The 13,718-nt window shown below is 48.2% G+C and carries 14 protein-coding genes and 1 other RNA gene; 4 read left to right on the top strand and 11 right to left on the bottom strand.

Annotated features, from left to right (window positions below; genetic code table 11):
• Window positions 1-73 precede the first annotated feature (73 nt).
• Entirely contained in the window at window positions 74-931 is an 858-nt protein-coding gene (dapF, locus tag BKD12_RS00440) for a diaminopimelate epimerase (protein ID WP_070087425.1), read from the bottom strand.
• Window positions 932-1,144: 213 nt separating this feature from the next.
• On the opposite strand from dapF, the gene BKD12_RS00435 reads away from it, so the two are divergent.
• Window positions 1,145-1,987 (top strand): AraC family transcriptional regulator, encoded by an 843-nt coding sequence (locus BKD12_RS00435; RefSeq protein WP_070087424.1) that lies wholly within the window; start codon window positions 1,145-1,147, stop codon window positions 1,985-1,987.
• On the opposite strand, the gene hflX is transcribed toward BKD12_RS00435, so the two are convergent.
• The 10 genes from hflX to ssrA all read right to left on the bottom strand — a co-directional run bounded on the left by hflX (window position 1,951) and on the right by ssrA (window position 10,870).
• Window positions 1,951-3,207 (bottom strand): GTPase HflX, encoded by a 1,257-nt coding sequence (gene hflX, locus BKD12_RS00430; protein ID WP_070087423.1) that lies wholly within the window; start codon window positions 3,205-3,207, stop codon window positions 1,951-1,953. The genes BKD12_RS00435 and hflX overlap by 37 nt on opposite strands.
• Entirely contained in the window at window positions 3,204-3,728 is a 525-nt protein-coding gene (locus BKD12_RS00425) for a tetratricopeptide repeat protein (RefSeq protein ID WP_070087422.1), read from the bottom strand. The genes hflX and BKD12_RS00425 overlap by 4 nt, the downstream gene beginning before the upstream one ends.
• 49 nt (window positions 3,729-3,777) lie before the next feature.
• Entirely contained in the window at window positions 3,778-5,628 is a 1,851-nt protein-coding gene (locus BKD12_RS00420) for a heavy metal translocating P-type ATPase (RefSeq protein ID WP_242872678.1), read from the bottom strand.
• Between the two features lie 44 nt (window positions 5,629-5,672).
• Entirely contained in the window at window positions 5,673-6,032 is a 360-nt protein-coding gene (locus tag BKD12_RS00415) for an ArsR/SmtB family transcription factor (RefSeq protein WP_070087420.1), read from the bottom strand.
• Window positions 6,033-6,147: 115 nt separating this feature from the next.
• Window positions 6,148-6,816: a uracil-DNA glycosylase gene (locus tag BKD12_RS00410; RefSeq protein WP_070087419.1), complete on the bottom strand. Its 669-nt coding sequence runs from the start codon at window positions 6,814-6,816 to the stop codon at window positions 6,148-6,150.
• 9 nt (window positions 6,817-6,825) lie between these two features.
• Complete coding sequence (gene hisF / locus BKD12_RS00405; protein ID WP_070087418.1) at window positions 6,826-7,587, bottom strand: imidazole glycerol phosphate synthase subunit HisF; 762 nt, start codon at window positions 7,585-7,587, stop codon at window positions 6,826-6,828.
• Between the two features lie 17 nt (window positions 7,588-7,604).
• The gene (hisH, locus tag BKD12_RS00400; RefSeq protein ID WP_070087417.1) at window positions 7,605-8,210 is read right to left on the bottom strand and encodes an imidazole glycerol phosphate synthase subunit HisH; all 606 of its coding nucleotides are present in this window, start codon (window positions 8,208-8,210) and stop codon (window positions 7,605-7,607) included.
• 38 nt (window positions 8,211-8,248) lie between these two features.
• On the bottom strand, window positions 8,249-9,715 hold the full coding sequence (locus BKD12_RS00395; RefSeq protein WP_070087416.1) for a sensor histidine kinase: 1,467 nt from the start codon (window positions 9,713-9,715) through the stop codon (window positions 8,249-8,251).
• Entirely contained in the window at window positions 9,716-10,396 is a 681-nt protein-coding gene (locus BKD12_RS00390; RefSeq protein ID WP_070087415.1) for a response regulator transcription factor, read from the bottom strand. It lies immediately after the preceding gene.
• Window positions 10,397-10,519: 123 nt separating this feature from the next.
• Window positions 10,520-10,870: a transfer-messenger RNA gene (gene ssrA, locus BKD12_RS00385) on the bottom strand.
• A 231-nt stretch (window positions 10,871-11,101) separates the two neighbouring features.
• On the opposite strand from ssrA, the gene ytvI reads away from it, so the two are divergent.
• The 3 genes from ytvI (at window position 11,102) to BKD12_RS17530 (ending at window position 13,584) form a co-directional block, all read left to right on the top strand.
• Entirely contained in the window at window positions 11,102-12,235 is a 1,134-nt protein-coding gene (gene ytvI / locus BKD12_RS00380; protein WP_070087414.1) for a sporulation integral membrane protein YtvI, read from the top strand.
• Between the two features lie 2 nt (window positions 12,236-12,237).
• Window positions 12,238-12,972: a class I SAM-dependent methyltransferase gene (locus BKD12_RS00375; protein ID WP_070087413.1), complete on the top strand. Its 735-nt coding sequence runs from the start codon at window positions 12,238-12,240 to the stop codon at window positions 12,970-12,972.
• Between the two features lie 183 nt (window positions 12,973-13,155).
• Window positions 13,156-13,584, top strand: coding sequence for a DUF1648 domain-containing protein (locus tag BKD12_RS17530; RefSeq protein WP_334293011.1), 429 nt, complete (start codon window positions 13,156-13,158; stop codon window positions 13,582-13,584).
• Window positions 13,585-13,718: the final 134 nt, after the last annotated feature.

The following is a 13,718-nucleotide window of genomic DNA, read 5'->3' as shown; positions in this document are numbered from 1 at the left end:
GAAAAATGCTGCCGGATCTGTCTTTTCACAGTCCGCAGCATTTTCCTTCCTCTTGCCGTATTATTCTTTCTTTTTATGCGTTCCTCAATTTCTCGGTAAATTCATTGCTCAGCGTCAGCTTGGCTACATAGAACACATCTCCGGTCATGTAGACATTCCAGTCATCCTCGATCTCCACCTGCAGGTCTCCTCCCGGCATGTGTACGATCACTTTGCTGTTGGTCATCCCAAGCTTGTAGGCTACTCCCGCTGCCGCACAGGCGCCGGTACCGGAAGCCAGGGTGTATCCGGCTCCACGCTCGTAGATCTCGATGGCCACATGCTCCTTGTCGATCACCTTCATGATCTGGGTATTGATCCGGTTCGGGAAATACCGGGCAATCTCCGCATAGTCACCGATCTTACATACCAGCGGTTTGGAAATCTCACGCATAGGGATCACGCAGTGTGGGTTACCGATGGAAACACAGGTCACCGGATAAAGCGTCCGCCCAAACACCATATCTTCATTAATCACTTCCCTGCGCTCTCCTGTCACCGGGATATCATCGCTCCAGAAGGAAAGTTTCCCCATAGACACCTTCAGACGGCTGCCGTCCTCATTTAAGAAAGCCACCTCTACCGGGCCGTTTCCTGTATACAGCGTAAAATGCTTTTTCTGCACATAGCTTGCATCCTTCAGATACTTGGCAAAAATCCTCACACCATTTCCGCTGGTCTCCGACTCGCTGCCGTCCGGGTTCCAGACCTTGACAAACATGCCGTCCTCCCGAATGACCGGGCCTTCCAGCACACCGTCCGATCCAAGGCCCTCATTGCGGTCACAGATCAGCCGCACATTCTCCGGCGTCAACTCCAGTTCATTCTTGTTCGGGTCAAACACCACATAATCATTCCCAAGCCCATGATACCTTTGTAAAACAACCTTCATAAACATAACCTCCGAAAAATCCGATTTCAAACCTTCTTTTCTTATCATAACAGGCATTATTTCCCAATACAAGACAAATCATGCTGTATATATTGCAAATCCTGCCTTTCCGTGGTAAATTGGGGACGTAGACCATTGCGATTGGGGACGTACCCCAATCGCAATGGTCTACGTCCCCAATTACATTACCCCCTGTCCCCAATGGAGATTTTTATGGAAATATATACAAAAAAAGGCTACCTCAACAGTGAGTTCCGGCTGTTTCATCTGACAGACCGGGAAACTCAGGAGGTCGCCTACCACTATCATGATTTTGATAAGATTACGATTTTTATCAAGGGCTCGGTCAGCTATATGATCGAGGGCAAGTCTTATGATCTGAAGCCCTATGACATCGTGCTGGTCCGGCATGGCGATATCCACCGGCTCTCGGTGGATAATTCGAAGGTGTACGAACGGATCATCGTCTATATCTCACCGAATTTTATGGACGCCTACCACACGGATTCCTATGACTTAAGCTACTGCTTTCACAAGGCCGAGCTTGAGCATTCCAATGTCCTTCGTATTCCTTCGCTGGAGAAAAGCTCTCTGTTTCGCGCCATCACACGGCTGGAGCAGTCATTCTCTGACAACGGCTATGCCGCGGAGCTTTACCGCCAGGTGCTGTTTCTGGAATTTATGATCCATCTGAACCGGGCGGCAAGAAAAAACCGGCTGGAATTTATCGATACCCGGGATTATAATTCCAAGATCCAGGATATCCTTGCCTTTATCAACGAAAACCTTTCGGAAGATCTTTCTATTGACAGGCTTTCGGGAAAATTCTATATCAGCAAATATTATATGATGAGACTATTCAAGCAGGAAACCGGCTATACTCTGGGGCAGTACATCACCCAGAAACGACTCCTGCTTGCAAAAGAACTGATTTTATCAGGTGTTCCGGGAACCCAGGCATGCTTTGACTGCGGTTTTCGGGACTACTCTACTTTCTCCCGGGCATACAAAAAGCAATTTCAGGAATCTCCCCGGGAGACCTTGACATTTTCATAAATCTCCACTGGAACATAGGCCTGCACATAGATCCCGTCCTCCCGGTATTCTTCGGACTTCAGTTCTCCAAACTTCCGGATCAGCTGGATCTTTGCAGCCTCCCGATAGGAATATAGATTTTCTACAAAAATTTTCTGCTGACGCAGCACCGCTTCGATGGTCTCTAGCAGTTCCTGGATACCCTCGCCTGTCTTTGCCGAGATCCTCACTACAGCATCTGCCCGAAAATCCCGGGCCATCCCGTCAAACCCCGGCCGGTCCTGTTTATTGAATACCGTGATCACCGGCTTATCTGTCACACCCAGATTATTAAGCGTCTCATAGACCGTATACATCTGCTGGTCCATCTGCTCATTTGCCGCATCCACCACATGCAGGATCAGATCCGCAAACTTTGCCTCCTCCAGCGTACTGCGAAAGGCATCAATCAGATGATGCGGCAGTTTATTGATAAATCCCACCGTATCTGTCAGCAAAATCTCCTGACCGCTTGGCAGCTTTCGCTCTCTCGTCGTGGGATCCAGCGTGGCAAACAACTGATCCTCCGCCAAAATATCCGCCCCTGTCAGCGTATTCAAAAGCGTGGATTTCCCCGCATTGGTATAGCCAACAATGGCCGCCACCGGAATATGGTTCCGGCTTCTCTGCTCCCTGGTCACCTCCCGGTGCCTTTTCACATCCTTCAACTCCCGGTTCAGCTGAGCGATCCTGCTCTTGATCAGCCGCCGGTCCATCTCCAACTTCTTCTCTCCAGGCCCTCTGGTGCCGATCCCGCCTCCCAGACGGGACATGGCGGTTCCAAATCCGGTCAGACGGGACTGCCTGTATTTTAACTGAGCCAGCTCCACCTGAATCTTTCCTTCGCTGGTAGAGGCCCTGCCGGCAAAAATGTCCAGAATTACCAGGGTCCTGTCCATCACTTTCGTATCCAGCTCATCCTGCAGATTTTTCATCTGCACCGGCGAAAGTTCGTCATCACAAATAATACCTGTTGCGTTCAGCTCCCACAACAGGTCTTTGATCTCATCTATCTTTCCTTTTCCCACGTAAGTCCCCGGGTGTACCTGATCCCGGCTCTGGATCACAGTCCCCACCGTCTCGGCGCCGGCGGTAGACGCCAGCTCCTTAAGCTCATCCAGGGATTTTCTGGTGTCTTCCTGTTCCGTCAGGCTGACACCCACCAGGATCACCCGTTCTGTCTCTTTTCCCAACTCTATCATAATCTTGTCTCCAGGAATGTCATCTCTTTCTGCGCCTTTTCATCGTCCGGATATTCCTGCAGATATTCCTGAAGCTTAGACATGGCGCTCTCCCAGTCTTCCATCTGCTCATAGGCAGACACCACGTTAAACTTCATCTCCTGCAAAAGCTCCTCGCTGTTATCCTCCTGACTGATACCCAGATTAAAATAATTCAGGGCCGAGGATGCGTCTCCTACCCGAAGCGCACAGCATCCGATGAAATTGTAAAGAGTGCCCGTCTTTTCAGCACCATTTTCCAGTGCGCTCTTAAATGCCTCCAGCGCACCTTCATAGTCCTCCTGCTCCCATTTTGCAATCCCTATTCCCCGGTAGGCATCTCCCGGATTGTCGTCCTTGTCTACCGCCTTCTGAAATTCCTCGATTGCCTTATCATATTCTTCTTCCTGCAGATACTCCAGTCCCTTTTCCGAGGGAGCGGAGCATCCGGTCAGAGAAAGGGCTGCCAGCACAACAGCCGCAATTACAGCTTTAATCTTCATTTTTACAACATCCTCTAAATCTCAAATCTATCTGATTCCTGTCCTGCTTTTACACCTGGTATCTCACTACCCACACGGCATTCAGTATCACTACAAACATAACTCCCACTTCTGCCGCAATCGCTTCCCACATGCCAAAATATCCAACCGCCGCAAGAATCAGGATCAATACCTTCACCACCATGGCAAATGTAATATTCTGGCTGACCACACGGAGCGTTTCCCGGGCAATCTTAATGGCATCTACAATCCTCGGCAGCTCATCATCCATCAGAACGATATCCGCCGCCTCGATAGCCGCCGCAGAACCAAGAGCTCCCATTGCGATCCCCACATCGGCTCTTGCCAGCACCGGTGCATCATTGATTCCATCTCCCACGCATACCAGGCGCTCTCCGCCATCCTGCAGCCCCATAAAATCCTCCAGCTGCTCCAGCTTATCCTCCGGCATCAGATTGGTATAAGCATAATCCATCTGCAGCTCTTTTGCAACCTCTCTGCCGGCACTCTCCGTATCTCCGGTCAGCATGACCAGCACAGCCCGGCATCTGTCACGCAGATACTGAAGCGTGCTCTTTGCCTCCTCCTTTACGGTATCCGCAATCAGAATATACCCGGCATAACGGTCCCCGACAGCAACATACACCGGTGTGCCATTTTGCCTGACCTCATCACACTCTACCTTCTGACGTTCCATCAGACGCTTATTGCCTATGTAAATTCTTTGTCCTTCAAAAGTAGCGTTCACGCCAAATCCCGGGATCTCCCGCATCCGATAAACTTTTGTCTCCTTTATTTCTCCCTGATAGGCTTCCTTTAATGACTGTGCGATCGGATGATTGGAATGACATTCCACATGGGCGGCAATCCGCAAAAGCTCCTGCTCGCTCATCCCTACCGCCTTTACTTCTGTTACACGGAACACGCCTTCCGTCAGTGTTCCCGTCTTATCAAAAATAAACGTGTCTGCCTTTGCCAGATCCTCCAGATAATTACCACCTTTTACCACAATACCGTGCCGTGCCGCCGACGCGATTCCTCCCAGAAACGCAATTGGCACCGACATCACAAGTCCTGTCGGACATGCAATGATCAGGAAGATCAGCCCCCGGTAGATCCAGGTGTCCCAGTTTCCATATGAAAAGGTCAGCGGCGGATAGACCATCACTGCCAGCGAACAGATCAGCATGATCGGCACATAAGCCCTGGAAAACCGGGTGACAAATGTTTCACTCTCTGCCTTCTGGTTCTGGGCATCCTCCACCATCTCCATGATCCTGGACACCGTAGAGTCCACGTACAATGCCGTTACCTTTGCCTCGATCGCGGCGCTCAGGTTGATGCATCCGCTGTAGATTTTCTCCCCCGGCCACACATTCTCGGGAATAGACTCCCCGGTCAGTGCCTTTGTATCAATGCTGGTAGTGCCGGAAGTCACCACCGCGTCAACTGGAATCCTTTCACCCGGGCGGATCACGATGGTATGCCCGATCTTCAATGCAGACGGATCCACCTTAAACTCTTTTCCCCGGACTTTTCTTGTCGCATATTCCGGCCTGATGTTGATCATGCTTTCAATGGACCGCTTCGCATTGTCTGTAGAATATGCCTCAAAAATCATTCCCAGTTCAAATAAAATCATGACCAGAACACCCTCGGTATATCTGCTGACGCCGAAAGCCCCCACCGTCGCAAGGATAATCAGGGTATATTCTGTCAGGAACTTCTTCTGCATCAGATTCTCTCCCAGTTTACGAAAAACATCCAATCCGATCAGCAGGTAAGCCGCAAGAAACCAGACAAATCTGGCCATATCCGGCAAAGTAAAGCGCATGGTCACCAAAATCGCACACAGGTAGACCAGCACCCCCGTCCCATATATCATGATTCTAATTTTCAATTCCCTCGTCATACTTTGATCCCTTTTTCATAACTATTCACAGTTTATTCGGAAATGTGTTCCATTCCCTGACTGATGATCGTCTGGATATGGTCATCCGCCAGGGAATAAAAAACCGTTTTCCCTTCTCTTCGGTTTTTGACCAGCTTCATCTGCTTCAGCATACGAAGCTGATGGGAAATGGCAGACTGTGTCATCTTAAGGACCTCCGCCAGGTCACAGACACACATTTCCGTTTCTAACAGTACACATAAAAGCTTGACCCTTGTCGGGTCTGCAAAAACCTTATAAAAATCAGCCAGGTCCTTCAATGTCTGCTCGCACGGCATTTTCTCCCTGGCAGTCTGAACAGCAGCTTCATGGATATACGTCACATCACAGCACTCTATTTCCTGCTTCCTCATCGGTCTCACCCTTTCACATGAGCAGTTGCTCATTTAATAATTATGCCAAACAGCGCATATGATTGCAACCGTTTGGCACAAAATGAAACGAAAATTAACACTTTCGTAATTTCTTTTATACAATCTGCCAGTCGATCGGCTCCACTCCATGGGCTTCCAGGAAAGCATTGGTCTGGCTGAAAGGCCTGCTTCCGAAAAATCCCCGGTAAGCCGAGAGCGGGCTTGGATGCGGCGCTTTTAGAATCAAGTGGTTCGGGTTATTCAGCATCCGGGCCTTCCTCTGCGCCGGACTTCCCCACAGGATGAACACGATAGGCCGGTCCTGGGTATTCAGCGCCCGGATCGCCGCATCGGTAAACTCTTCCCACCCGATATCCCGGTGAGAATTTGCCTGGTGTGCACGCACGGTAAGAACTGTATTGAGCATCAGCACCCCCTGCTCGGCCCATTTTGTCAGGCATCCATGTTCCGGGATCTGACATCCCAGGTCATCATGCAGCTCCTGATAAATATTCACAAGCGATGGCGGGATCTCCACTCCTTTCTGTACCGAAAAGCACAAACCGTGAGCCTGTCCTACATTGTGATACGGATCCTGTCCCAGGATTACAGCTTTTACCTTATGAAGCGGCGTCAGATGAAAGGCGTTGAAGATATCATCTGCCGGCGGAAAGATCTGCCTCGTCCGGTACTCCTGATTTACTGTCTCAAATAATTTTCTATAATATGGCTTTTTAAACTCTTCTTTTAATGCATCCAGCCAGTCATTATTTATCGCACTCATATTTCCCCCTTACAGACGTACCGGAACGCCTTTATCCCGCAGGTATTCCTTCACTTCCCGGATTTCCAGCTCCTTATAATGGAACAGTGAAGCTGCCAGCGCCGCATCCGCTTTTCCTTCCGTCAGCGCATCGTAGAAATGCGAAAGACTTCCCGCGCCGCCGGAAGCAATCACCGGTATGTTTACGGTCTCGGCAACAGCTTTGGTAAGCTCCAGATCATATCCTGCCTTCGTTCCATCACAGTCCATACTGGTCAGAAGAATCTCTCCCGCTCCCAGCTTTTCTACTTTAGCCGCCCATTCCAGCGCATCAATACCCACATCGATGCGGCCGCCATTTTTATAGATGTTCCATCCGGTTCCATCCTCCCGCCTCTTGGCATCGATCGCCACTACCACACACTGGCTGCCGAACTTATCCGCCGCGTCCGAAATCAGTCCCGGCGTATTGATAGCAGAAGAATTAATAGATATTTTATCCGCTCCCTCCCTGAGAAGCACTTTAAAGTCATCTACCGTGCGGATACCTCCTCCCACAGTAAACGGAATAAACACCGTCTCGGCCACCCGGCGCACCATGTCCACCACCGTATTTCTGTCATCTGAAGAGGCTGTTATATCCAGGAAGACCAGTTCGTCCGCGCCAGCTTTATCGTAGGCAGCTCCGATCTCTACCGGATCTCCCGCATCCTTCAAATCCACAAAATTAACACCCTTTACCACACGCCCGTCTTTTACGTCCAGGCAGGGAATGATCCTTTTTGTATGCATCCTTTGTCCCCTCCGTTTTACAATTCCACAAAATTCTTCAATATTTTCAGTCCCACATTACCGCTCTTCTCCGGATGGAACTGGCAGGCAAATATATTGCCCTGCTCTACCGAGGCATGAATATGCGTGGTATATTCCGTACTGGCCTTCACGATCCGTTCATCCTCTGCTTTCAGATAATAAGAGTGGACAAAATAGACATAGGGTTCCCGGGGAAGCCCCTGGAATAAACGCCCGTCACCGGAAAGCTCCAGAGAATTCCAGCCCATGTGCGGGATCTTGTACCCTTCTTTTTCCGGAAGCTTCAGGATCTCTCCTTTCAGTATCCCCAGTCCTTCTGTCCCCGGCGCTTCATCGCTTCTTTCAAATAACAGCTGAAGGCCCAGACAGATTCCAAGGAAAGGAATCCCCTTATCCGCCACCTCATGGATCACGCCGCACAGGCCATAGCCTTTCAGCTTTTCCATGGCATCTCCAAAAGCCCCTACACCGGGAAGGATTACTTTGTCCGCTGCCAGGATTTTCTCTGCATCTCTGGTGGTCACCACATCCTGCCCCAGAAATTTCAAGGCCTTCTCCACACTTCCTACATTTCCCGCATCATAATCTATAATCGCTATCAAGATATCGGCTCCTTTACTCTCTATATTCTGGTATTTTTTTATTCTACATCAAGTTCAAACCAGAATTCAACACCATTGTCATAATTCTTCACACCATACTCCTGGTGGAACGACTCCATGATCGCCTTTACAATGGAAAGACCGATACCGTTCCCGCCATATTCTCTGGTATGGGCTTTATCTACTTTATAAAATTTCTCCCAGATATGCTTTAAATCCTCCTCCGGAATCGGCGTGCCGGTATTGAACACACTGGTCCTTGCCTTTTTGCCCTCCCTCTGGATCTTAACCTCGATCACCTTATCGCCAGATGCATGGTGGAAGGCATTGCTTACATAGTTCCGCACCACCTGTTCCGTCTTAAATTCATCTGCCCATACATATACCGGGCTTTCCTGACGGAAAATAATCTTCAGTTCATCCTGCTGCGCTAAAATCTCCATACTCTGGAGCACTCCCCGGATCAGTGCCGCCAGGTCAAATCTCTCAAAGCTGATATCCTCGTCACCGAATTCCAGCTGGTTCAACGTCAGAAGATTCTTTACCATCTGGTTCATCTTCATGGCCTCATCCATGATCACGTCACAGTAAAAATCCCTGCTCTCCGCATCATCATTGACGCCGTCCTTTAACCCTTCGGCATAACCCTGTATCAGAGCAATCGGAGTCTTCAGCTCATGAGAAACATTTCCCAGGAACTCATTCCTCATTTCTTCCATCTTTTCCTTTTGCTCGATATCCTTCAGCAGACTGTTATTTGCCTTTTTCAACTCCGAGATCGTACTTTCCAGCCTGCTGGACATCCTGTTAAAATTCGCGCCCAGCTCTCCGATCTCATTTTTGCCGCCGCTTGTGTACTTCGCCTCAAAGTCCAGATTTGCCATTTGATCTGACAGGTTCGCCAGCTCCCGGATCGGATCTGTCAGCTTTTTTGAAAAGTACCACACCAGGGCGCCCGCCGCCAGAATCAGAACACTTCCGATATATATCAGAAACCGGTTCGAGATAGCCGCACTTTCCCGCATACTCTCCAGCGGGCTGCGCATCAGGAACTGGCTGCCGTCTTCAAAATTCCCCCACATGACCAGATATTCCGTCTCATTCCAGGGATCTTTTGCCTGAAGCATCTGATAGGCGTCCGTGCTCTCCAGTATCTCTGCATTTTGCTGTGACTGGTTGATCACATATCCCAGAAGCTGATTAAACAGCATCTCCTGATTATAAACATTTGTATATTTGTTTCCAGTGGTCTCATCTATGATCAGAAACGACAGGTTGTTCCGTTCCGCCTGTTTTGCCACATCACTGGATACCTCTTCATCTGAATACGACTGATCCTGAGCCACCTGGTTCAGCGTCTCGTACATTTCCCGGAAGCTTTTCTCCTTGTTCTGAATATAGTAAGGTTCCAGGAATGTCATGTTGATCACCAGAAGGGCCACGACCATACAGGCCAGAAGCCCGATAAAGATGGCGATCATCTGCTTCTTTATTGAATATTTCATCTATGAATCTACCTCGAATTTATAACCCATACCCCAGATGGTTTTTATATAATTCCCCTTTTCTCCCATTTTGCTCCGGAGCTTTTTCACATGCGTATCAATCGTTCTGGCATCTCCAAAATAATCATAATTCCACACATTGTTCAGGATTTTTTCTCTGGAAAGAGCAATCCCCTGATTTTCCACGAAATAGGCCATCAGCTCAAACTCCTTAAAGCTGAGGTCAATCTCTTTCCCGTCGATCTTAACCTGATGCGCCGCCTTATCTACTGTAATGCCTCCTGCCTCCAGCACCTCTCCGACGCCTACGGCGTGGCTGCGCCGAAGGACAGCCTCCACTCTTGCCACCAGAATCTTGGGGCTGAAAGGTTTGGAAATATATTCGTCTACTCCAAGCTTAAAGCCCTGGAGCTCATCTCTTTCTTCGGACCGGGCGGTCAGCATGATCACCGGCACCTGGGAGGTCTGACGGATTTCTCTTAATGTCTGCCAGCCATCCATTTTAGGCATCATGACATCCAGGATGACAAGCGCCACTTCCTTTTCTTCATAAAAAAGATCCATAGCTTCTACGCCGTCTCCCGCCTCTAACACCTCAAACCCTTCTCTTTCCAGAAAATCCCGGACCAGTTTCCGCATCCTGCTTTCATCATCTACAACCAATATCTTTATTTTTTCCATAATTTGGCCCTCCGTTTTTCCTTATCATAACAGGCAAGTATGATTTTTTTGTGAAACATTAATAACGCCTGTAAAAAAATAAGAGATCCCCGACATCTGCTCTTCAGACATCTGAAATCTCTCAAATGGACCTGGCGGGAATCGAACCCGCGTCCGAAAGCCCATCCATCAGGGCATCTCCCATCACAGTCATTATTTTAACATTCCCTCGGTCAGTCACCTAATGACAGGTTACAGACTTTAGTAGCTTCATAAATTCTTCCATCTCCTCAAAGCTTTGGAGGTGAAGTGCTCCGCCTCGTTGAAGCCGGTAACTCAGGCAGCGGATGACCCGAGGCCGACTACTGCCAAATTAGGCAGCGTACGCTAACTGTCTATCGTCTGCGTTTATATTTAGATGGAACTTTTAACGTAGTGTCCCGCTACGGATGGCTTCCCCAACTTCCAGACCCCCGTCGAAACCAGTACAAGCCCTGAATGTCTCTCCTGGTGTGCAGACGTGATTTCTGTAGTCTGTTTTATTATATGCGAGGCTTTTTTGCCTGTCAACCCATAAAAAGCTGTTATGTCCGCTTATTTCCGGTTAAAAAGTCCCCAAATCCCCGTTCCTTTGTTGACACCTGCCTGCATCTCCGCTATTCTTAATATAGTATGTCTTAAAACAGACATCACAAATATTTTTTTAGTGAACGAGGGACCTTTTTAATGGAAAAACGGAAAAAATTTATCATAAACTTTTTGTATTTTGCAATCATCATCGCCGCAGTCTTTTTGGCGCTGCAGTTCGCACTGACTCTGCTGTTCCCCTTTGTCGCGGCGCTTTTTATCGCCTATATCCTGAAGCATCCGATCCGTTTTGTCTCTGAAAAGACACGGCTTCCCAGGCGCCTGGTGGCAGTTCTTATGGTCCTTATTTTTTACGGGACCATCGGTACCTTCCTGGTTCTCGCAAGTATCCGGGCTTTTTCCTTCATCAGCGATCTTGTGCAGCAGCTCCCTCAGATCTTCCGGATCTATGTTAACCCTGTTCTGGGAGACCTTTTTGTGGAACTGGAACGAGCTTTAGAGCAGGCCGATCCAACCATTCTGGATACAGTAGACTATTTGTGGGGACAGTTTATGCAGTCGCTGCGAAGCCTGGTCTCAAATCTGTCGCTTAGCAGCATGGAGGCAATCTCCGGCATTGCCTCCTCACTTCCTATGCTGTTCATCAAGCTGGTTTTAATGGTCGTCTCTACCTTCTTTATTGCTATGGACTATGACCGTCTGACAGCATTTTGCATGCGGCAGCTAAACGGATGGGCCCGTGATATTTTCCTGCAGGTCAAACAATATGTGGTCGGAACACTGTTTGTCTGTATCCGTTCCTACGCCCTGATCATGAGTATTACTTTTGCGGAACTCTTTTTAGGCTTTACCCTATTCCGGATTGATTTCGCATTACTGCTCGCACTCTGCATTGCGGTCTTCGATATTCTGCCGGTACTTGGCACCGGAGGCATTATGATTCCCTGGGCTGTGATCACGGCAATCCTTGGCGACTATCCTATGGCCTTAAAACTGATCGGTCTCTACATATTTATCACCATTGTGCGCAACATCATCGAGCCTAAGATCGTCGGAAGCCAGATCGGCCTTCACCCGGTGGTTACCCTGGTCAGCATGTTTGCCGGAGTCCAGCTCTTTGGCGCAGTCGGGCTGTTTGGCTTCCCCATCGGCCTGTCGCTTCTGATGCATCTGAACCGCACCGGGACTATCAAAATTTTCAGACTTTCCGACAATGAGGATTCTGATTCTTCTGACGGCTCTATAAAGCCTCCCGCAAATGAGGAGGAATAGCCTTGAAAGAAAATAAATATGATGGAAACTCATTTTTTCAGAAATACAGTGAAATGCCCCGTTCCATATACGGACTTGAAGGTGCGGGAGAATGGCCTGCGCTTCAGGCAATCCTTCCGGACTTTCATGGCTGTTCCATGCTAGATTTGGGCTGCGGGTATGGATGGCACTGCAAATATGCTGCCAATCACGGTGCTTTGCACGTGACCGGCATTGATCTGTCAGAAAAAATGCTGGAGATCGCCCGCAAAAAAAACGCAGATCCTAAAATCACATACCGCCGCACTGCTATGGAAGATCTGAGCTTTCCTGCTGAAACCTTTGACATCGTGTTCAGTTCTCTGGCTTTCCACTATGTCAGAGATTTTGACGCCCTCAGCCAGAATATCCGTGCATGGCTAAAGCCCGGCGGAACCCTTCTTTTTTCTGTAGAGCATCCGGTCTTTACCGCTTACGGATCCCAGGACTGGTATTATGATGAGAACGGTCAGATCCTGCATTTTCCGGTGGACAATTATTATTATGAAGGCCAGCGGGACGCTGTATTTCTTGGAGAACATGTGGTCAAATACCACCGGACACTGACCACTTATCTGGAGACCCTGCTCCGCCTGGGCTTTCGGCTGGAACATGTCATCGAACCAAAACCTCCAAAAGAGCTGATGCACCTTGACGGTATGGAGGATGAAATGCGCCGTCCCATGATGCTGCTGATACGGGCGAAAAGGAAAATATAGTTCGCACAAAGTGCCTTTGCTGTCTAATCAGCAGGCACTTTTTTATAAGAAAGCGGTTTTTGTTACTCCGCTTAGAAGCGGCAGGCTGAATGAATAAAAAAGAGGAAATATCTTTGATAAATACTTGACTGTAAACCTTGTTTACAGCCTATATTAAGATAAAACAGAGCTGCCTGAAAGGGGATGTATAACATGACTATAAAAGACGTAGAAGATCGAACCGGCTTATATAATCAAACCGTTTTCAAATTGGATTCCATCAGCTTTTTGCATATATGGGGAAGTATGCTTACCTGGACAACGATTACCGTACTATGCCTGATTATTGGGACTTTGTCTTTTTCTAAGCTGCCGACAGAAATCCCGGTACAATGGAGTAAAGGAGCCTCGACATCCCTGGTTAATAAAAACTGGATTTTTATTTGTCCGGTTATATGTATCTTGATCCGTTATTTATTGAAACCTCTTATCTATGTGAAATTGCAGATGAACAATTATTATGGAGAAATTATAACAGAGTATTTGACAAACTATACGTGTTTTATTGTATTGTCAGTAGAAATTTTCTCCATACTTTTTACGCCCCCGAAAACTCCCCGAAAAATTTTTTAAAAAATTAGCACTCACCTCTTGACAGCGCTAACAATGCGTGTTATAGTACAGACAGAACAAAAGAAAAGGAACAAAAAGACAGGTTTCCGAATCTTAAGTTTCCATTTGCTTACAACACTTGAGACAACTTCAAG

It is taken from the genome of Merdimonas faecis, from assembly GCF_001754075.1.
Lineage (GTDB): Bacteria > Bacillota > Clostridia > Lachnospirales > Lachnospiraceae > Merdimonas > Merdimonas faecis.
Note: the sequence above shows the minus strand (reverse complement) of the source record. Positions and strands in the feature narration are given on the sequence as shown.